The following is a 17927-nucleotide window of genomic DNA, read 5'->3' as shown; positions in this document are numbered from 1 at the left end:
TGATGGGTCTGAGCGCTTGCGTTGCCTCGTCAACGCCGGGCCTATCAGCCGCCAAGTGGGCAACCGCGAATCGTCCCGCCGCCCATCCACACGCCACAGCCCCCTCCAGCGAGACCCGGGTGAACCAGCGGTGGTGCACCCGCGTTGCAGCTCACAGGCCGTTGGCGATGTGCGCGGGCGCAGGCCCCATTCGCGGTTGCCCTCAAGGCGACGGACCGGCCCAGGGTTGACGAGAAGGTTTCTACGGACCCATCGACCAACCCGCGAGCGTGGGCCGGAGAACGCGCACATCGCCAATGGCCTGGCGCGAGGTCAATGAGCGAAATACACCGAACTCAAGAGACAGCAGGCCGCAGCCAGACAATGCACCGCTCGGCCTCCAACCCCGGAACAGCCAACTGTTCCACGTGAAACACCGACACATCGGCCGGCAGCGCCGCCAGCTCGTCCGACGGGTGTTTGCCCTTCATCGCCATCCACAACGCCCCGGGTTTCAGCGCTGAGCGCGACCAGGTGGTGAAGTCGACCAGCGAGGCAAACGCGCGGGAACAGACCACGTCGTACCCGCCGCCCTCCTCCGCCTTCAGCGATTCGACCCGCGCGTGAATCCCCCGCAGGTTCGGCAGCTTCAGCGACGCGGCCACCTGCTGGATGAAGGTTGCCTTTTTGAGCACCGTGTCCACGCAGTGCACCTCGATCTGCGGACAGGTGATGGCAATCACCACACCCGGCAAGCCGCCCCCCGAGCCCACGTCGAGAAGCCGAATAGGAGCCCCCCCCGCTCCAGCGCTCTGCGGGTCGCTGACCCAAGACCGGGAAGGGCCCTGGTCTTCACCGCGTCCAGGGGCTGTTTCACCTTGGGGCGGCCCGGCGGCGAAACCTGGCTGCGCCCCTATCTGCCGCAGCAGCGGCGGAATGGCCGCCAGGCTGTCCAGCAGGTGGTGCGTCAGCATCTCCTGCGGGTCGCGCACAGCCGTCAGGTTGTAGACCTTGTTCCACTTGGCGATCAGGTCCTGGTAGGCCAGCAACTGGTCCACCTGGGCCTCGGACAGATTCAGCCCGAGTTCGCGCAGCCCGGCTTCCAGCGCCGGCTTCAGATTCGCGGCGCTCATGCGTCCAGGGTTTCCGCGGTGCGGGCGAAACCCTTGAAGCCACCCTTCTTCAGATGGATCATCAGCAAGGAAATGCTGGCCGGGGTGATGCCGGAAATGCGCGAGGCCTGGCCCAGCGTTTCCGGTCGGTGCTTGGCCAGCTTCTGCCGCGCCTCGAACGACAAGGCCGTGACCTGGGCGTAGTCCAGATCGGGCGGCAGCTTCAGGTGTTCGTAGTGGGCGGCGCGCTCCACCTCGTCCTTCTGCCGGTCGATGTAGCCAGAGTACTTGGCCGCGATCTCCACTTGCTCCACCACCGCGTCGTGCAGCTCGCCCAGTGTTTCACGTGAAACCACGGGACGGGCGTCGGCGTCATCCGCCTTGGTGGCAGGCGCCCAGCGCCCTTCGCCCATGCCCATCAGATCCGGGTACGACACGCCCGGCCGGCGCAGCAGATCGAACAGGTTGTATTCGCGCTCAATGGCCTTGCCCAGCACCCGCTCGGATTCGGCCGCCTCCAGGATGCGCGGATTCACCCAGGTGGATTTCAGACGCTCTGTTTCACGTGAAACCGCGTCGCGCTTGCGGCTGAAGGCGTCCCAGCGGGCGTCATCCACCAGCCCCATCACCCGGCCCTGCTCGGTCAGGCGCATGTCGGCGTTGTCCTCCCGCAGCTGCAGGCGGAACTCGGCCCGGCTGGTGAACATGCGATAGGGCTCGGTCACGCCCTGGGTCACCAGGTCGTCGACCAGCACCCCCAGGTAGGCCTCGTCGCGGCGCGGCAGCCAGGCGTCCTTGCCCTGGCACTGCAGCGCGGCGTTCAGTCCGGCGAACAGACCCTGGGCTGCGGCCTCCTCGTAGCCGGTGGTGCCGTTGATCTGACCGGCGAAGAACAGGCCCTGGATCTGCTTCGTCTCGAAGCTGGCCTTGAGCGAACGCGGGTCGAAGTAGTCGTATTCGATGGCGTAGCCCGGCCGCAGGATGTGGGCGTTTTCCAGCCCGGCCATGCTGCGCACCAGGTCGTACTGGATGTCGAACGGCAGGCTGGTGCTGATGCCGTTGGGGTAGACCTCGTGCGTGGTCAGGCCCTCGGGCTCCAGGAAGATCTGGTGGCTGTCCTTGTCGGCGAAGCGGTTGATCTTGTCTTCCACACTCGGGCAATAGCGCGGGCCGACGCCCTCGATCTTGCCGGTGAACATGGGGCTGCGGTCGAAACCGGAGCGGATGATGTCGTGCGTGCGCTGGTTGGTGTGGGTGATCCAGCAGGGAATCTGCCTGGGGTGCATGGCAGTGTTGCCCATGAAGCTGAACACCGGCACCGGCAGGTCGGGGTTCATGCCGCCGCGCACGCCGTCGCCGGGCTGCTCGGTGCATTTGGACCAGTCAATCGTTCGGCCGTCGATGCGCGGCGGCGTGCCGGTTTTCAGGCGGCCTTGCGGCAGCTTGAGCTCCTTGAGCCGCGCACTGAGCGACACGGCCGGCGGATCACCCGCCCGGCCGGCGGCGTAGTTGTTCAGACCGACGTGGATCTTGCCGTCCAGGAAGGTGCCCGCAGTCAGCACCACCGTGCGGCTGCGGAAACGGATGCCGACCTGCGTCACCGCACCCACCACCCGGTCGCCCTCGACCATCAGGTCATCCACCGCCTGCTGGAACAGCCAGAGGTTGGGCTGGTTCTCCAGCATGCGGCGGATCGCGGCCTTGTACAGGATGCGGTCGGCCTGGGCGCGGGTGGCGCGCACGGCCGGCCCTTTGCTGCTGTTGAGGATGCGGAACTGGATGCCGCCCTCGTCCGTGGCCAGGGCCATCGCCCCGCCCAGCGCGTCCACCTCTTTCACCAGGTGGCCCTTGCCGATGCCACCGATGCTGGGGTTGCAGCTCATCTGGCCCAGCGTCTCGATGTTGTGGGTGAGCAGCAGCGTGGCGCAGCCCATGCGCGCGGCCGCGAGCGCGGCCTCGGTGCCGGCATGGCCACCGCCGACGACGATGACGTCAAATTCCTGTGGGTACAACATGAGGGTGCTCCAGGGCGGCGGCGATCCCGGCCAGCCCGACAATGCAAAGACTGTTTCACGTGAAACAGTGGCGGCGGGCCTGCCCCGGCCCGCGCGAACCCGTTATTGTCCCATCAAGCCCCGGCGCCTGCAGACATGCCCCCAGTCCCCCACCCCTTGATCGAGCACCTGAGTGCCGCGCTCGGCCCACTGCCGCCGGCGGCGGCTGTCCTGTGTCGGCAGGCACAACCGGTCGCCCTGGCCAAAGGCCAAGCCCTGCTGCACGAAGGCGGGCACTGGCAACACCTCTGGTGGCTGGAGCGCGGGGCCTTGCGCCTGTATTACCTCGACCGCGACGGCCAGGCCGCCAACAAGAACTTCTATCTGGACGGTGCCCTGGTCTGGCCGATCACCCCGGCGCTGCGCGAGCAGCCGGTGCACTTCTGGGTCGAGGCGCTGGAACCGAGCCGGGTCTGGGCCCTGCCTTGGGGCGGCTGGGCCACCGCCACCGCAGGCTTCGCCCCCTGGCAGGCGCTGGAACACCGCGTGCTTGCCGCTCTGCTGCAAGACAAGATGGCGCGCGAACACGCCTTCCTGCAACTGACCGCCACCGAACGCTACCTGGCCCTGCGGACCGAACACCCGGACTGGCTCGCCCGCATCCCGCTGCGCCAGCTCGCCTCCTGGCTGGGCATCACCGATGTGGCGCTCTCGCGCATCCGGCGGCGACTGAACCCGGGTTAAGGCGCCACCGCGCCGCCAGGCTCACAGTGGTGGCTCCCCCCCAAGGAGCACACCATGCCGCCATCCCAGAACCCCCTCCCCCCGGCCCGTCTCTGGCCAAGGCGCTTGCTCCTGGCCGCGGTCCTGCTGAGTGCGGGCACCACCGCCGTGCTGGGAGTTGCGCACTGGCGCACCGAGGCGCAGATCCAGCAACACCACCAGCGGGTGCTGGCCGCCGCACAGATCGCCACGCCAACGGGCGAGGCGCGACCAGTCCCCTGGCCCGAGGCACTGCGCGACCTCCCGGCACCGGTGCAACGCTATCTCCGGTTCGCCTTTCCCGGCGGACCGGTGCCAGGACACGCCGTGCAGTTCACCATGGAGGGGCAGTTCCGCCGCCCCGGCAGCGAGCGCTTTCACCCGACCAGCGCCCACCAGACCGCCGGCATCCGGGTACCGGCCTTGATGTTCGATGCCCGCACACCGGTGGCCCCCGGCGTCTGGGCCCGCGCCTGGGACGCTTATGTCGACGGCCGCATGGAGATGAAGGCCCGCATCCTTTCGGCGCTCACCGTGGTCAACGAAACCGGCTCGCCCCAGCTCGACCGCATCTCTCTGCGCCGCTGGTTGCTCGAAAGCCCGACCTACCCGCAGGCCCTGCTGCCCGGCGGGGCGATCCACTGGGAGCCCGTGGACACAGACAGTGCGCGGGCCGTGGTCAGCCACCGGGGCCAGACCGTGGGCATGCGCGTGCGCTTTGGCCCAGACGGCGGCATCGCCTCGATGGCCGCAGAGGAGGACGGCGACCTCGGCACGCCCTATCACGGCTCGGGCGAACACGTCCGCCGCAGCGACTACCAGCTCATCGGCGGGGTCCGCATCCCCACCCGCTTCGTCATCTCGCGCGCCGCCCGGGGCCAGATTCTCCCGTTCTGGGACGGCCGGATCACCCAATGGCAGTTGCTCACCCAGCCCTGAACCGCCGCCCACCATGCACCCAACCGCCCACCCCAGGCCGTCATCGCCGAACAACCTCTCGCTTGCCGCCCAGCTGCTGGCCGTGCTGCTGCTGGGCCTGATGGCCGGCTTCTTCGCCACCTACAGCGCCAACGTCAACCTCGCCACGCTCGAACTCGACGGCCCGACCTATGCACAGGTGCAGTCGGCGTTCAACCGGAACGTGCGGCATGCCGGGTTCTTCGTCTGCTTCTTCGGTCCGGTGCCACTGGGTCTGCTGGCGCTCGCCATGGCCTGGTCCGAACGGCCCAGCGCCTGGTGGCGGCTGCTGGCGCTGACCGTGCTGGCCTACGCGCTGGGCATCGTGCTGTTCACGCGGGAGGTCAACCTGCCCCTCAACCACCTCACGGAATCGTGGACCGCGGCCAACCTGCCGCCCGACTGGGCCGACGTGCGCGACGCCTGGAACCGGGCCAACCTGTGGCGCAGCGGCCTGAGCCTGGCGCTGTTCGTGGGCGGCCTGTGCACCTTGGTGCTGCGCCTGCAGCGTCCTTCACCCCCCAAGAAGCCACGCCCATGAACGACTCCATGCTCCTGTTTTCGACGCTGGCCCTGGTCACGGTGGCCACACCCGGCCCCACCACCCTGCTGGCGCTGAACCATGGCGCGCGCCACGGGGTGGGCGCGGCCCTGCCCGGTGTGGGCGGTGCGGTGCTGTCGGACGCGGTGCTCATCGCCGCCGTGGCCGCCGGACTGGGCAGCCTGCTCGCCACCTCGGCCGCCGCCTTTGAGCTGCTGCGCTGGACCGGTGTGGCCTACCTGGCCTGGCTGGGCTGGCGCCTGCTGCACACACAGGAAGCCGCATCGGCCCCCCATGACGAAGCCACCGCCGCCGCCCGCCGCGAACGCCCCGCCGCCGTGTTCCGCCGCAGCTTCACCGTCGCCGCGACCAACCCCAAGGGCTACCTGTTCTTTTCAGCCCTGCTGCCGTCCTTCATAGCCCTCAACGAACCGCTGGGGCCGCAGTACGCGCTGCTGGCGGTGGTGTTCGCCGGCATCGACGGCGCGGTGCTGCTCGGGTACGCGCTGGCGGGTGCGGCGGGTGCCCGCCGTTTCGGGGCGGGTGCCCAGCGGCGGATCGACCAGGCCAGCGGCCTGGCACTGCTGGTGCTGGCCGGCGGCATGGCGCTGTGGAGGCGGGATGCGCCCTAGACCCCACGCAGGAATCCTGCGCGACCCGGCTGCCACAATCCCCGCATGAACACCCCCACCCCCCTCCTCGTCTTCTCCGGCAGCACCCGCGCCGACTCCCTCAACCGCAAGCTGGCCAAAGCCACGGCCGATCTGGCCACGGCCGCCGGTGCCCAGGTCACGCTGCTCGACCTCTCGGACTTCGACCTGCCGATCTACAACGGCGACCTCGAAGCCCAGGGCACGCCGGCCGACGTGATCCGCTTCAAGCAGACGCTGCACGCCCACCCGGCCTGGATCATCAGCACGCCCGAATACAACGGCGGCTATCCGGCCCTGCTCAAGAACGCGCTGGACTGGGCCTCGCGCCCGGTCACCGGCAACGACGAATGGGCCAACGGCCTGAAGCCGTTCGCGGGCAAGGTCGTGGGCCTGCTGGCCGCGTCCCCCGGCGGACTGGGCGGCATCAGCAGCCTGTCGCACCTGACCCCCATGCTCATGAAGTTGCAGTGCTGGACGACCCCGAAGCAGTTTGCGCTGGCCAAGGCCCACGAAGCTTTTGACGCCAATGGCCAGTTGGCGTCGGCAGGCGCCCGCCAGGGCGTGCAGGCGGTGATCGACCAGGTGCTCTGGGCCGCCCCCCGCCTGGCCGCCTGAAGCCCTGGCCGCTCGGGGCCGCTTCGTCAGCGGCTGCGCCGCAGGATCTGGTCGGCCAGGCCGTCGTAGTCGCCACCGAAATGGTGGTCGCCCTTGAGCGGCACCTGCGTGATCTGTCCGGCCGGCAGGTTCGGGCAGATCGCCTCGCGGTCGCTGGTGCCGTAGATGCAGGTCGCGTTCGCCGCCGTGAAGCCGCCGCCCAGCTCGGGCGCCACCGGAAACCCTTTGGTGTCGCGCGAAACCCAGTTGGTCAGCCGGAACTCGAACGACGCCCGCTCACCCGGCCCGAGCAGCACGGTCTGTGCCACCAGAGCGCGGGCCGCCGCCGGCAGGCGGTTGACGGCAAAAGGCAGCACGTCGGCGCCCTGCGAATAACCGATCAGCACCACCCGGGTCTTTTTCCACTGCCGCGCGTAGGCCCGGATGGTGCGCCCCAGATCGTCGGCAAAGCCCTGCGGCGTGCGCGCCGACCAGAAGTACCGCAGCGAATCCCAACCCACCACCGGCAGCCCCTGGGCTGCCAGCAGCGTGGCCACGCGTTTGTCCAGCCCGGCCCAACCGCCGTCGCCCGAGACCAGGATCGCGAAGGCATCGGACGGTGCCGACGACGGCACTTCGACCAGCGGCAGATCACCCACCTCGGCCCCGGCTTCGGCGCTCAGCCGCGCCGTCGTCACCTCGGTCGCCATGCGCCGGTAGGCCACCTGGAAGCTGGCCAGCCCGGCCGGCGCGGCCAGCACGTCGTCGCCGACGCCCGGCACGCTGACCCAGTGGCTGCTCGGCACCTTGGCCACGAAGGCCTGGGTCGCCGCCACCGGGCAGACCCGGTCGGCCGCACCGTGCAGCGCCAGCCAGGGTGTCCGCATCGCCTCATCCGGCAAGAGAGCAAGCGCTGACTTTTCTTTGATCACCCGAAAATGCGTGCCTTCGCCCTTGCACAGCGGCTTGGTCAGCGGCAGGCTGGGGCAGAAACCGATCGACACAGCACCGGAAAAGGTGCCCTCGGGCGCCTGCGCCGCCATGGCGTAGGCCAGCGAACCGCCGGCGCCCACGCCCACCGCCACTGGCGGAAAGTAGGCCGGCAGGCGCGCATAACCTTGCACGAAGCGCGAGAGGTTTTCCACGTCGCCTTCGGGCACCACACAGCCGCCACCGTCCTGGTTGAAGTTGGCCAGCAGCGCCGGCGTGTCGATCGCGGCCACCACCGCGCCGGTGTCCAGCAGCACCTGGGCCGCCGGGCCGGGGCCCTGCGGCCCCCAACCGCCCTCGCCCGAAAACAGCAGGGCCACGGTCTTGACCTCGCCCGGCGGGCGGTAAAGCTGCACGTTCTTGAACCGGCCGTGCGACAGGGTTTCCTGCGCCACGGCGGGCTGCAGGGCCACGACCAGCAGCAGCGACCCCAGCCATCCAACCATCTTCATTTGCTCACCACCCGCCGCCAGCCGCCCGCGATCAGCGCGGCGGTGTCGGACAACACCAGAAAAGGGGCCAGGCCGCCCGGAGCGGCCAGGTAACGGGGCTCCCAGAGCGGGTCGAACTTTTCCTTGAACGCCCGCAACCCCTGGAAGTTGTAGAAATTTTCGCCGTGATTGAACAGCAGCCGGCCCAGGCGCTGCCAGCCCGGTGCCAGCCGGTGGCCGGCCATGCCCGACAGCGGCACCATGCCCAGGTTGAAGCACGCCACACCCTGCGCTTTCAGCTGCAGGATGATCTGCGTGAACAGGAAGTCCATGGTGGTCTTGGGTGCGTCGCGCCGCTGGCGCATCAGGTCCACGGCGGCCTCGGCGGCCTGCCCGGTCACCAGCAGGGTGGCGAAGGCCACGATCCGGCCCTCGTGCCGCACCACGGCCACCGGCTGGCGCTCCACATAGCCGCGCTCGAAGGCGCCGAGCGAAAACGCCTTTTCCGCCGCCTGGTGCTGGCCCAGCCAGTCGTCCGACACCGCCTGCAGCGCGCCGAACACCGGCCCCGCTGCGCCCGCCGGCAGCCATTCGAAGGCCAGCCCGTCGCGCTGCGCTCGGGCCACGCCGTGGCGCAGGTTGGCGCGGCGCTTGCCCTCCAGGCTGAAGCTGGCCAGGTCCACGCTGGCGCATTCGCCCAGCTTGTAGACGCGCAGCCCGGCGTCCAGATAGACCGGCAGCGCCTGCGGCCGCACCTGGTAGAAGGCCGGGCGCCCGCCCGATTCGCGCGCCAGCTCCACGAAGCGCCACACCAGCTCCGGCCAGGCCTCGCGCGGGCCGACCGGGTCGTACAGCGCCACCCACGAACGGCCCTTGCGCGCGTACATCAGAAAAGCCTGGCCCGACTCGGCGAACAGCAGGCTCTTGTCGCCCATCAGCGCCAGCCCGGCGCCGGCGCTGTCCTGCGCCGCCACGATGGCCTGGGCCTGCGCCAGGGCCGCCGCGTCGGGACGCGCCAGCGGCGGCGGCGCGCGGTGCAGCAGGTGCGCCAGCGCCACGCACAGCGTCAGCAGCGCCACCGCCACCATGGCACGCAGCGAGCGCGGGGCGTAGGCGTCGAACTCGAACTGCCACCAGACCTGGTCGGCATAGGGCACGTCGCGGTAGACGAAAAACAGCAGCGCGGCCACGGCGCCGACCACCGCCGCCACCGCCAGCAGCCAGCCGCGCGAAAACGCCAGCGAGAACAGCGCCGCGCGCCGGTTGAAGTGGCGGCGCGAGAGCGCCAGCGACACGGCCAGCAGCCCCAGCAGCACCGCCTCCGACACCGCGATGCCCTTGGGCAGGCACAGCACCAGGCTGGCCAGCGCCAACACCAGCCCGGCCCACCAGGCCACGTCCAGCCGCAGCAGCATGCCGCGCGCCACGAACAGCAGCGCCAGCCCGATCACGCTGCCCAGGAAATGCGCCGCCTCCACCACCGGCAGCGGCATGAAGCGCTGCAGGTGCGCGGTGGCGTCTTCGGTGGCGGGCGTCACCCCCGATACCAGCAGCAGCACCCCGATCACGAAGGTGAAGGCCGACAGCAGCAGGGGCGAGAGCGCCGCCGCCGCACGCACCAGCGGCGTGGCCGCCCCGCGCCGCCACGACGCGGCCACCAGCAGCAGCAAAGCAAGGGCCAGCGGCAGCAGGTGGTAGATCACGCGGTACAGCACCAGCGCGCCCACCAGCTGGTCGGCCGGCACCTGCTGGCCCAGCGCCAGCAGCAGCACGGCCTCGAACACGCCCAGGCCGCCCGGCACGTGGCTGATCACGCCCACCGCAATCGCCAGCGCGTAAAAGCCCACGAAGGTGGGAAAGGCCACCGACCCGGCCGGCAGCAGCACCCACAGCGCGGCGGCGGCGGCCGTGACGTCCAGCGCCGAAATCAGCAACTGCTGCATCGCCAGCGAAGCGCTGGGCAGGCGCACCGACCAGCCCCGCAGTTTCCAGGTGCCGCCGCGCCAGAAAGCGCCGAGCGCCGCGGCGGCGGCCAGCAGCGTCACCACCCCGGCCGCACGCAGCAGATCGGGCGGCCAGCCCAGCATGCCGGCCACCGCGCCGGCGCGCCAGACCAGCGCCGCCGCGCCCACCACCGCGATGCCGGCGGTGAACCCCACCGCGTTGAAGGCGATCACGCGCGAGATCTGCCCAGCCTCCAGCCCCGCCGCGCCATACAGGCGCAGGCGCACCGCACCGCCCGTGAGCACGCCCAGGCCCACGGTATTGGACAGCGCGTAGGCGATGAACGAGGTCTGCGCCACCAGCCGGTACGGCAGGCGCGCACCGGCGTACTGCAGCGCCGAGCGGTCGTACAGCGTGAGCGCCAGGAAGCTCAGCCCGGTGGCCAGCACCGACGCCAGCAGCACCCCGGCCGGCGTGGCCCGGGCGGCGGCCACCACCGCGCCGTAGCTCAGCTCGGTCATGACCTTGTGCGCCGCTTCCACCAGCAGCGCGGCCAGCAGCAGGGCCAGGCCCAGGCCCAGCCAGAAACGCCAGCGGGTAAGCCGCGCGGTCAGCGCCTCGGGGGCCGGCATCGCGGGCAAGGGAACAACAGAACGGTCGGCGGGCATGGCACCTCAGAAAACGACACCGCCGGTGTCCCGACGGCCGACAATCTTGCCATGTCTTCCCCCGAAAAACCGGTATGCCGCCCCGGCTGTGGGGCCTGCTGCATCGCCCCGTCGATCAGCAGCCCGATGCCCGGCTGGCCCCAGGGCAAACCGGCCGGCGTCCCCTGTCCGCACCTGGACGAGGCCCTGCGCTGCCGCCTCTTCGGCCGGCCCGAACGGCCGGCGGTGTGCGGCTCGCTGCCACCCAGCCGCGAGATGTGCGGCGACACACGCGAACACGCCCTGCACTTCCTGCGGCATCTGGAACAGGCCACCCGCCCCTGAAGTCACCCAAAATCCAGCGCCCCCAAAAGCACAAGGCCCACCTAAGCGGGCCTTTTGCAAACCATCCGGCGCGAAATTCCCCCACCAGCACACGCTGTGGAACCGGCTCTGCCGGGCCACAGGCGGGGTTCCCCCGCACAGCAGGTGGGAGGCCGCGACAGCGGCGCAGGGGGCTTACTGCTTCACCGCCTCGACCTGCATCACGATGCGCACGTTCTTCGGGAAGCCCCAGTCCACGCCGTAGTTCACACCGAAAGCGGTGCGATCGATGGTGGTCTCGAAGTCGCCGCCGCAGACTTCGCGCTTGAGCATCGGGCTGTCGTAGCAGGCAAACTGGTTGGCCTTGAGGGTCACGGGCTGGGTCTTGTCCAGCAGCGTCAGGTTGCCTTCCACCGCGCTGACCTTGTCACCGGTGAAAACGAACTTGGTCGAGACGAAGCGGGCCTTCGGGAATTTTTCGGCGTTCAGGATCTCGGCGCTGGCCAGGTGCTTGTCGAACATGGGCGTGCCGGAGTTCACCGACGCCACGTCGAAGCTGATGTCCACCGCGCCGGTCTTGGCGGCCTTGTCGAAGCTGATCTTGCCGTCCTTCTTGTCGAAGCGACCGCGGTTGGTGGTCGCGCCGAAGTGGCCGATCTCGAAGGTCGCGAAGGTGTGCGTCGGGTCGATCGCGTACTCGGCGGCCTGGGCGAAACCGGTGGTGGACAGCACGGCCGTGGCGGCCAGCAGGGACAGGGAACGGCGCATGGAAAGCACTCCTTGATTGCGGTTGAAAAGAAACAAAAGCCCCGGAAGGCGTGACTGACATCGAGGGCCCCCCTCAGGGGGAAGACGCGGAGCGGCGCAGGGTTTTACAGCTTGCCCACGCCGGTCAGGGCGATCTTGAACTTCACCTGCACCTCGTCGGCCACCATCGAGGTGTCGGCCCACTCCTTCTCGCCGATGCGGAAGGCCAGGCGCTTGATCGGGAACGCGCCCGTGGCCACGGTGGTGGCGCCGTTCTGTGCCAGCGTCACGGGCACCACCACGTCGCTGCTCACGCCCTTGATGCTGAGCTTGCCGGCCACTTCGTACTGGGTGGCGCCCAGGCGCTTGATGCTGCTGGACTGGAACGTGGCCTTGGGAAACTGCGCCACGTTGAACCACACCGCCTTGGGCATTTCGGCATTCGCCTCGCGGCCGATGTCGGCGCTGCCGGTGTCGACGGTGAAGGCAATGCTGCTCGACGCCGGCTTGGCCGGGTCGAACGCCACCTGGGCGCTGAAGCTCTTGAACTTGCCGTCCACCGGCACGCCCATCTGGCGGCTGGTGAAACTGATCTCGCTCTGCGCCGGCACCAGCGCCTGCTGGGCCTGCGCGGCCAGCGGCGTGCAGACGGCGGCCACCAGGGCCAGGGAACACAGGAAACGGGCAGGCATCATCAAAAACTCTCCAGAAAACGGGTCAGCGCGGGCTCATGCGGGACAGCAGCCCGTCGCGGTCGATGAAGTGGTGCTTGAGCGCACCGGCCACGTGCAGCAGCACCAGCGCCGCCATCGCAAAGGCCGACAGCTTGTGCCAGGGCTTGATCGCCTCGGCCAGCGTCTCGCTCACCGGCACGAAATCGGGCAGCGGCAGCGCGCCGAACAGCACGATGGAAAAACCGGCCGCCGAGCTGTACGCCCAGCCCAGCAGCGGCACGGCAAAAAACAGCACGTACAGGCCATGGTGCGTGGCGTGGTGGGCCAGTCGCTGCCAGGGCGGCATGGCCGCCTCGACCACCATCGGCAGGTGGGGCGGGCGGTGCGTCAGGCGCCAGAACAGGCGCACGAACGACAGCGTCAGGATCACCACCCCGGCCCACTTGTGCCAGTTGTAGAGCTTCAGGCGCTGCGGCGAAAACGGCAGGCCCGTCATGTACAGCCCGACGACAAAGGCGCCGATCAGCGCCAGGCCCAGCAGCCAGTGCAGCGCGATGGCCGGGGTGCTGTAACGCGTGCGGGTAGCGGGCGAATTCATGCGGCGCAGTTTAGGGAAAACCCCTGCACGCCAGAGCGCACGCGCTTGAATCCGGTATTCAAAAAATTCGAATGAACCAACCCGTCTCATTCGGATCGCAGACCACCATGACCGGCACCTTCAGCGCCCACCCGCTGCCTACAATGGCCGCATGTCCACCGCCCCCAACGCCACCGATGCCGCGTCCCTGATCGCGCTCTACCCGGCCCTGTCGGGGCTGCCGGCGCTGGCCGGGCAACTGCCCCTGCTGCAGGTGCCGGCCGGCACCGTGCTGTTCCGCGAAGGCGACGCCTGCCAGGGCTTCCCCATGGTCGTCAGCGGCGAGGTCAAGGTCTGCCGCAGTGCCCCCAACGGCCGCGAACTGGAGCTCTACCGCGTGCAACCCGGCCAGTTGTGCCTGGTGTCCTCGGCCGCGCTGTTCGGCGGCGAAGCGCTGGGCGCGCGCGGCACCACCACCGCCCACGCCACCCTGGCCCTGCTGCGACCGGCGGAATTCCAGGCCGCGCTGGCCGACCCCGTGTTCCGCCAGTTCGTGCTCGGGTTGTACGCCTCGCGCATGGCCGAGCTGACCGCGCTGATCGAAGCCGTCGCCTTCCAGCGGCTCGACAGCCGCCTGGCCGCCACCCTGCTCGGCCACGGCACCCAGGTCCGCGCCACCCACCAGGCCCTGGCCGACGAACTGGGCACCGTGCGCGAAATCGTCACCCGGCTGCTGCACCGCTTTGAACGCGAGGGGCTGGTCGAACTCTCGCGCGAATGCATCACCATCCGCGACAGCGCCGCGCTGCGCGAGGTGGCGCAGGGGGCGGGGCGCTGAGGTGAGCGGCGGGCGACCCAACGCCGTGTGACCGCAGTCACAGACCCTTGCCGCCCCGTCCCCTTCCAATACACCCGACCCCGGCCCGCCGGGCTGTGGTGGCTGAAGCCGCCGTTGGCACAACGCCGCAGCATCGGTCGGCCATTGCCCATTTCTTCAGAAGGAAGCTGAACATGACCAAGAACGTTGGCGGTATCGACCGCACCCTGCGCATCGTCATCGGCCTGGCCCTGATCGCGGCAGCGGCCACCGGCACCGTGGGCCTGTGGGGCTACATCGGCGTGGTGCCGCTGCTCACCGGCCTGATCGGCTGGTGCCCGCCCTACGCGATCCTGGGCTTCAACACCTGCAAGACCAAGTAACCCCCCTGCGCCGCTGCGCGGCTTCCCCCCAGAGGGGGGACATCACGTGCGGCCCGGCAAAGCCGGTTCTGCCGTGATCGCTGGATCAAGGCACTTCGCTCCGGACACATAGCTTGTCCGTCCTGCGACAGCCCGCATGCCCTCTGCGCGCGACCATGTCGCGCACAGCCGCGCACCCCCGACGCGGCGCAGGAGACACGGCATGCTCGATATCCCCTCACTCCAAGGCTCGGTCAGTGCCGAAGAGTGGCAATTGCGCTGCGACCTCGCGGCCTGCTACCGGCTCGTGGCCGCCTACGGCTGGTCCGACCTGGTGTTCACCCACATCAGCGCCAAGCTGCCCGACAGCGTCACGGGCGGCGAGCACCAGTTCCTGATCAACCCCTACGGCCTGATGTTCGACGAGATCACGGCGTCCAGCCTGGTCAAGGTCGACATGGCGTGCAACAAGCTGCACGACTCGCCCTTCCCCGTCAACCCGGCCGGTTTCGTGATCCACAGCGCGGTGCACGAGGCGCGGCCCGAGGTGCAGTGCGTGCTGCACACCCACACCCGCGCGGGCGTGGCGGTCAGCGCGCAGAAGGCCGGCATCCTGCCCATCAGCCAGCAAAGCACCTTCGTGCTGGCCTCGCTGGCGTACCACGACTACGAGGGCGTGGCCTTCCGCCCCGACGAGAAGCCACGCCTGCAGGCCGACCTCGGCAGCGCCAACTTCCTGGTGCTGCGCAACCACGGCCTGCTGACCGTGGGCAGTTCGATCCCCGACGCCTTCCTCTCGATGTACACCTTCGAGAACACCTGCCGCATCCAGATCGACGCGCTGGCGGGTGGCGGTGAACTCACCCCGGTAGACCCGCGCATCCTCGCCGGCATGGCCGAGGTGATGAAGATCGCGACCGCCGGTCAGGGCGCGATGCTGGCCTGGCCGGCGCTGCTGCGCAAGCTGGACCGCGCGGACGCTTCCTACAAGACCTGAGGGGTCGGCCTGGATGCCCGCGGACGCGGGCATGACGGACGCGGGAGCCGGTCGGAGGCGCCGGGCGGGCGCTGTCGCTGCGGCTCAGAACGCGTCGGCGTAGCGCTGCTGCTCCCAGTCGCTCACCTGCTGCGCGTAGGCGTCCCACTCGGCCTGTTTGAGCGCCAGGAACTGGTCGCAGAAGGCGGTGCCCACCGCGTCGCGCAGCGTGTCGTCGGCGCGCAGGGCCGCACAGGCGGCGTGCAGATCGCGCGGCAGGCGCGGCGGCAGGGGCCCGCCATCGGCGTGGCGCTGATAGAGATCGTCGTCGCAGGCTTCGGGGGCGGGCAACGCGCGGTGAATACCGTCCAGCCCGGCGGCCAGCGTGGCCGCCAGCGCGGCGTAGACGTTGCACGACGCGTCGGGCAGGCGCCATTCCAGCCGGCCCTCCACGGTGCGCAGCACGCAGGTGCGGTTGTTTTCGCCCACGGCCTTCCACACCGGCGACCAGGTCGTGCCCGAGGCGCTGTCGCTCACCGCCAGGCGCTTGTAGCTGTTGACGGTGGGCGCGCACAGCGCGGCCAGCGCGTCGCCGTGGTCCAGCAGGCCGGCGGCAAACCGCAGGCCGGTGGTGCTCAGGCCCATGGGGCCGGCCGGATCGGCCATCACCGCGTGGCCTTGGGCGTCGGTCAGGCTGATGTGGCAATGCAGGCCGCTGCCGGGCGCATGCGCCAGCGGTTTCGGCATGCACGAGAACACCGCGCCGTGCTGGGCGGCCACGCTGTGCGCGGTGAGCTTGAAGAGCTGGAAGCGGTCGGCCGCGGCCAGCGCCTCATCGTGCCGGTAGTTGATCTCGTACTGCCCGGTCGCGTCCTCGTGGTCCATCTGCTGCAGTGCGAAACCGAGCGCGGCCAGGTGGCCGCGCATGTCGTCGAGGAAACCATGGTTGCGCACCAGGGCCTTGAGGTCGTACGAGGGTTTGCCCAGCCGGTCTTCGCCATCGGCCACCTGCCAGCGGCCGTCGGCACCGCGCCGCAGCAGAAAGAACTCGGGCTCGATGCCGACGTGGAAGGTCCAGCCGCGTTCGCGCAGGCGTGCCAGCTGGCGCCGCAGCATCTGGCGCGAGCAGGTGGCCAGCGGTTCGCCGCCCGCAAAGCCGTCGCACACGGCGTGCGCCACGCCCGGCAGCCAGGGCAGCGGGCGCAGGCTTTCGGGCTGCACACGGCCGAAGTACTCGCTGCGCGCGCCCATGCGCGGCAGGCCGGTGCCCCAGATGCTGGGGCCGGCAAAGCCGGCGCCCGTGGTCACGGCGGCGGGCAGGCCATCGAGCGGCACCAGCTTGCCCTTGGGCACGCCGTGCAGGTCGGTGAAGGTGGTCATCACCGAATGGATGCCCTGCGCCTGCAGGGCCCGCATCTGGTCGTTCAGGTCGGCGGCAGCGCTCATGGGCATCCGTTCAGCCAGTGGCACAAAAAAGCCGGGACAGGGCCCGGCTGGTGAGGGTCGGGCGATCAGCCCAGCGCTTCGGCCAGCGCGGCGTCCAGGATGCCCAGCGCCTCGTCGAAGACGGTGTCTTCGATGGTCAGCGGGAACAGGAAGCGGATCACGTTGCCGTACACGCCGCAGGTCAGCAGCAGCAGGCCGCGCCGGAGCGCTGCCGTCTGCACCGCCTTGGTCAGGTCAGCATCGGGCGCGCCACTGACGTCGGTGAATTCGCAGGCCACCATGGCGCCCAGGCCGCGCACGTCGCGGATGCGCGGGCGCCGGGCCTGCTGCGCCTTCAGGTGCGCCACCAGCTTGTCGCCCAGCACCTGGGCGCGTTCGGGCAGCTTTTCCTCGGCCATCACGTCGAGCACGGCATGGGCCGCCGCAACGGCCAGCGGGTGGCCGGCGTAGGTGCCGCCCAGCCCCCCCGGCGCGGGCGCGTCCATCACCGCCTGCCGCCCCGACACCGCCGACAGCGTGGTGCCGCCGGCCAGGCTCTTGGCCATGGTCATCAGATCGGGCTGGACGCCGAAGTGCTCCATGGCGAACAGCTTGCCGGTGCGGCCATAGCCGGTCTGCACCTCGTCAGCGATCAGCAGGATGCCGTGCTGGTCGCACAGCGCACGCAGCCACTGCGCCGCCTCGCGGCTGATGGGGTTGAAGCCGCCCTCGCCCTGCACCGGCTCGAAGATGATGGCCGCCACGCGCGAGGGTTCGATGTCGCACTTGAACACCTGCTCCATCGCCTTCTGCGTTTCGGCCAGCGAAGCGCCTTCGGCCGGGAACGGCACGTGGTAGATCTCGGGCGGGAACGGGCCGAAGCCGACCTTGTAGGGCACGACCTTGCCGGTCAGCGCGACCGAGAACAGGCTGCGGCCGTGGAAGGCCGCGCCGAAGGCGATCACGCCGCTGCGGCCGGTGGCGCTGCGCGCGATCTTGATGGCGTTTTCCACCGCCTCGGCGCCGGTGGAGAAGAACGCCGTCTTGGCCGGACCCGCCACGGGCACCAGCGCGTTGATGCGTTCGGCCAGCGTCACGTACTCGGCGTACGGCACCACCTGGTAGCAGCTGTGCGTGAAGCGCTGCAGCTGCGCGGCGATGGCGGCCTGCACCTTGGGGTGCACGTGGCCGGTGTTGAGCACCGCGATACCGCCTGCGAAGTCGATGAAGCGGCGGCCCTCGATGTCCCAGAACTCGGCGTTCTTGGCGTGGTCGATGAAAAAGTCGCCCATCACGCCCACGCCGCGCGGCGTGGCCGCCTGCCGGCGCGCATGCCAGGCGGCGTTGGTGTGATCGGTCTTGAGGTCGTTCATGGCGTTCATGGAAAGCTCCATTCGAAAGAAGGTTTCGTCATGCCCGCG

At 69.8% G+C, this 17927-nt stretch carries 18 protein-coding genes; 9 read left to right on the top strand and 9 right to left on the bottom strand.

Going from position 1 to position 17927, the window contains the following annotated elements; translation table 11 throughout:
• Nucleotides 1–335 precede the first annotated feature (335 nt).
• Nucleotides 336–1112: a 16S rRNA (guanine(527)-N(7))-methyltransferase RsmG gene (gene rsmG, locus QQK43_RS11280; RefSeq protein ID WP_284307844.1), complete on the bottom strand. Its 777-nt coding sequence runs from the start codon at nt 1110–1112 to the stop codon at nt 336–338.
• A complete protein-coding gene (gene mnmG / locus QQK43_RS11275) occupies nt 1109–3106 on the bottom strand; it encodes a tRNA uridine-5-carboxymethylaminomethyl(34) synthesis enzyme MnmG (protein ID WP_284307843.1) in 1998 nt (665 codons plus the stop codon). The genes rsmG and mnmG overlap by 4 nt, the downstream gene beginning before the upstream one ends.
• 135 nt (nt 3107–3241) lie before the next feature.
• On the opposite strand from mnmG, the gene QQK43_RS11270 reads away from it, so the two are divergent.
• From QQK43_RS11270 to QQK43_RS11250, 5 genes are read left to right on the top strand one after another with little or no spacing between them, the layout of a single operon-like run.
• Nucleotides 3242–3829, top strand: a complete 588-nt coding sequence (locus QQK43_RS11270) for a Crp/Fnr family transcriptional regulator (RefSeq protein WP_284307841.1) — start codon at nt 3242–3244, stop codon at nt 3827–3829.
• 54 nt (nt 3830–3883) lie between these two features.
• The gene (locus tag QQK43_RS11265; protein WP_234266341.1) at nt 3884–4786 is read left to right on the top strand and encodes a DUF6920 family protein; all 903 of its coding nucleotides are present in this window, start codon (nt 3884–3886) and stop codon (nt 4784–4786) included.
• A 13-nt stretch (nt 4787–4799) separates the two neighbouring features.
• A complete protein-coding gene (locus tag QQK43_RS11260) occupies nt 4800–5345 on the top strand; it encodes an anthrone oxygenase family protein (protein ID WP_284307840.1) in 546 nt (181 codons plus the stop codon).
• Entirely contained in the window at nt 5342–5977 is a 636-nt protein-coding gene (locus QQK43_RS11255) for a LysE family translocator (protein ID WP_284307839.1), read from the top strand. The genes QQK43_RS11260 and QQK43_RS11255 overlap by 4 nt, the downstream gene beginning before the upstream one ends.
• 45 nt (nt 5978–6022) lie before the next feature.
• The gene (locus QQK43_RS11250; RefSeq protein WP_284307837.1) at nt 6023–6613 is read left to right on the top strand and encodes an NADPH-dependent FMN reductase; all 591 of its coding nucleotides are present in this window, start codon (nt 6023–6025) and stop codon (nt 6611–6613) included.
• A 26-nt stretch (nt 6614–6639) separates the two neighbouring features.
• Here QQK43_RS11250 and QQK43_RS11245 read toward each other — a convergent pair whose 3' ends face one another.
• Nucleotides 6640–8034, bottom strand: coding sequence for an AcvB/VirJ family lysyl-phosphatidylglycerol hydrolase (locus QQK43_RS11245; RefSeq protein ID WP_284307835.1), 1395 nt, complete (start codon nt 8032–8034; stop codon nt 6640–6642).
• The gene (gene mprF / locus QQK43_RS11240) at nt 8031–10625 is read right to left on the bottom strand and encodes a bifunctional lysylphosphatidylglycerol flippase/synthetase MprF (protein WP_284307834.1); all 2595 of its coding nucleotides are present in this window, start codon (nt 10623–10625) and stop codon (nt 8031–8033) included. Before mprF ends, QQK43_RS11245 begins: the two co-directional genes overlap by 4 nt.
• Before the next feature lie 51 nt (nt 10626–10676).
• On the opposite strand from mprF, the gene QQK43_RS11235 reads away from it, so the two are divergent.
• Nucleotides 10677–10949, top strand: coding sequence for a YkgJ family cysteine cluster protein (locus QQK43_RS11235; RefSeq protein ID WP_284307833.1), 273 nt, complete (start codon nt 10677–10679; stop codon nt 10947–10949).
• A gap of 174 nt (nt 10950–11123) precedes the next feature.
• Here the strand turns inward: QQK43_RS11235 and QQK43_RS11230 are convergent, their stop codons facing one another.
• The 3 genes from QQK43_RS11230 to QQK43_RS11220 form a co-directional block, all read right to left on the bottom strand.
• Complete coding sequence (locus tag QQK43_RS11230) at nt 11124–11696, bottom strand: YceI family protein (protein ID WP_234266334.1); 573 nt, start codon at nt 11694–11696, stop codon at nt 11124–11126.
• 104 nt (nt 11697–11800) lie between these two features.
• A complete protein-coding gene (locus QQK43_RS11225; RefSeq protein WP_284307857.1) occupies nt 11801–12367 on the bottom strand; it encodes a YceI family protein in 567 nt (188 codons plus the stop codon).
• A 25-nt stretch (nt 12368–12392) separates the two neighbouring features.
• Nucleotides 12393–12947: a cytochrome b gene (locus tag QQK43_RS11220; RefSeq protein WP_284307832.1), complete on the bottom strand. Its 555-nt coding sequence runs from the start codon at nt 12945–12947 to the stop codon at nt 12393–12395.
• A gap of 151 nt (nt 12948–13098) precedes the next feature.
• Here QQK43_RS11220 and QQK43_RS11215 point away from each other — a divergent pair, with 151 nt between their 5' ends.
• The 3 genes from QQK43_RS11215 (at nt 13099) to QQK43_RS11205 (ending at nt 15102) form a co-directional block, all read left to right on the top strand.
• Entirely contained in the window at nt 13099–13764 is a 666-nt protein-coding gene (locus QQK43_RS11215) for a Crp/Fnr family transcriptional regulator (RefSeq protein WP_284307830.1), read from the top strand.
• Nucleotides 13765–13937: 173 nt separating this feature from the next.
• Nucleotides 13938–14126 (top strand): YgaP family membrane protein, encoded by a 189-nt coding sequence (locus tag QQK43_RS11210; protein WP_284307828.1) that lies wholly within the window; start codon nt 13938–13940, stop codon nt 14124–14126.
• A 202-nt stretch (nt 14127–14328) separates the two neighbouring features.
• The gene (locus QQK43_RS11205) at nt 14329–15102 is read left to right on the top strand and encodes a class II aldolase/adducin family protein (protein WP_234266329.1); all 774 of its coding nucleotides are present in this window, start codon (nt 14329–14331) and stop codon (nt 15100–15102) included.
• A gap of 84 nt (nt 15103–15186) precedes the next feature.
• On the opposite strand, the gene QQK43_RS11200 is transcribed toward QQK43_RS11205, so the two are convergent.
• Both QQK43_RS11200 and gabT read right to left on the bottom strand, forming a co-directional pair.
• A complete protein-coding gene (locus QQK43_RS11200) occupies nt 15187–16527 on the bottom strand; it encodes a type III glutamate--ammonia ligase (protein WP_284307827.1) in 1341 nt (446 codons plus the stop codon).
• Between the two features lie 65 nt (nt 16528–16592).
• Nucleotides 16593–17879 carry a 4-aminobutyrate--2-oxoglutarate transaminase gene (gabT, locus tag QQK43_RS11195; RefSeq protein ID WP_284307856.1) on the bottom strand — a complete coding sequence of 429 codons (1287 nt, stop codon included), beginning with the start codon at nt 17877–17879 and terminating at the stop codon, nt 16593–16595.
• Nucleotides 17880–17927: the final 48 nt, after the last annotated feature.

Source organism: Hydrogenophaga electricum (genome assembly GCF_030160815.1).
Taxonomy (GTDB): domain Bacteria; phylum Pseudomonadota; class Gammaproteobacteria; order Burkholderiales; family Burkholderiaceae_C; genus Hydrogenophaga; species Hydrogenophaga electricum.
The sequence above is the reverse complement of the archived record's forward strand: the minus strand, read 5'-3'. Positions and strand labels throughout refer to the sequence as shown.

What these genes read in the sequence shown, in the direction of transcription:
- QQK43_RS11265 (WP_234266341.1), top strand. Translation starts at nt 3,884, where the DNA reads ATGCCGCCATCCCAGAACCCCCTCCCCCCGGCCCGTCTCTGGCCAAGG.
- mprF (WP_284307834.1), bottom strand. Translation starts at nt 10,625, where the DNA reads ATGCCCGCCGACCGTTCTGTTGTTCCCTTGCCCGCGATGCCGGCCCCC.
- QQK43_RS11225 (WP_284307857.1), bottom strand. Translation starts at nt 12,367, where the DNA reads ATGCCTGCCCGTTTCCTGTGTTCCCTGGCCCTGGTGGCCGCCGTCTGC.
- QQK43_RS11270 (WP_284307841.1), top strand. Translation starts at nt 3,242, where the DNA reads ATGCCCCCAGTCCCCCACCCCTTGATCGAGCACCTGAGTGCCGCGCTC.
- QQK43_RS11205 (WP_234266329.1), top strand. Translation starts at nt 14,329, where the DNA reads ATGCTCGATATCCCCTCACTCCAAGGCTCGGTCAGTGCCGAAGAGTGG.
- mnmG (WP_284307843.1), bottom strand. Translation starts at nt 3,106, where the DNA reads ATGTTGTACCCACAGGAATTTGACGTCATCGTCGTCGGCGGTGGCCAT.
- QQK43_RS11210 (WP_284307828.1), top strand. Translation starts at nt 13,938, where the DNA reads ATGACCAAGAACGTTGGCGGTATCGACCGCACCCTGCGCATCGTCATC.
- QQK43_RS11250 (WP_284307837.1), top strand. Translation starts at nt 6,023, where the DNA reads ATGAACACCCCCACCCCCCTCCTCGTCTTCTCCGGCAGCACCCGCGCC.
- rsmG (WP_284307844.1), bottom strand. Translation starts at nt 1,112, where the DNA reads ATGAGCGCCGCGAATCTGAAGCCGGCGCTGGAAGCCGGGCTGCGCGAA.
- QQK43_RS11220 (WP_284307832.1), bottom strand. Translation starts at nt 12,947, where the DNA reads ATGAATTCGCCCGCTACCCGCACGCGTTACAGCACCCCGGCCATCGCG.
- QQK43_RS11230 (WP_234266334.1), bottom strand. Translation starts at nt 11,696, where the DNA reads ATGCGCCGTTCCCTGTCCCTGCTGGCCGCCACGGCCGTGCTGTCCACC.
- QQK43_RS11245 (WP_284307835.1), bottom strand. Translation starts at nt 8,034, where the DNA reads ATGAAGATGGTTGGATGGCTGGGGTCGCTGCTGCTGGTCGTGGCCCTG.
- QQK43_RS11260 (WP_284307840.1), top strand. Translation starts at nt 4,800, where the DNA reads ATGCACCCAACCGCCCACCCCAGGCCGTCATCGCCGAACAACCTCTCG.
- QQK43_RS11215 (WP_284307830.1), top strand. Translation starts at nt 13,099, where the DNA reads ATGTCCACCGCCCCCAACGCCACCGATGCCGCGTCCCTGATCGCGCTC.
- QQK43_RS11255 (WP_284307839.1), top strand. Translation starts at nt 5,342, where the DNA reads ATGAACGACTCCATGCTCCTGTTTTCGACGCTGGCCCTGGTCACGGTG.
- QQK43_RS11200 (WP_284307827.1), bottom strand. Translation starts at nt 16,527, where the DNA reads ATGAGCGCTGCCGCCGACCTGAACGACCAGATGCGGGCCCTGCAGGCG.
- QQK43_RS11235 (WP_284307833.1), top strand. Translation starts at nt 10,677, where the DNA reads ATGTCTTCCCCCGAAAAACCGGTATGCCGCCCCGGCTGTGGGGCCTGC.
- gabT (WP_284307856.1), bottom strand. Translation starts at nt 17,879, where the DNA reads ATGAACGACCTCAAGACCGATCACACCAACGCCGCCTGGCATGCGCGC.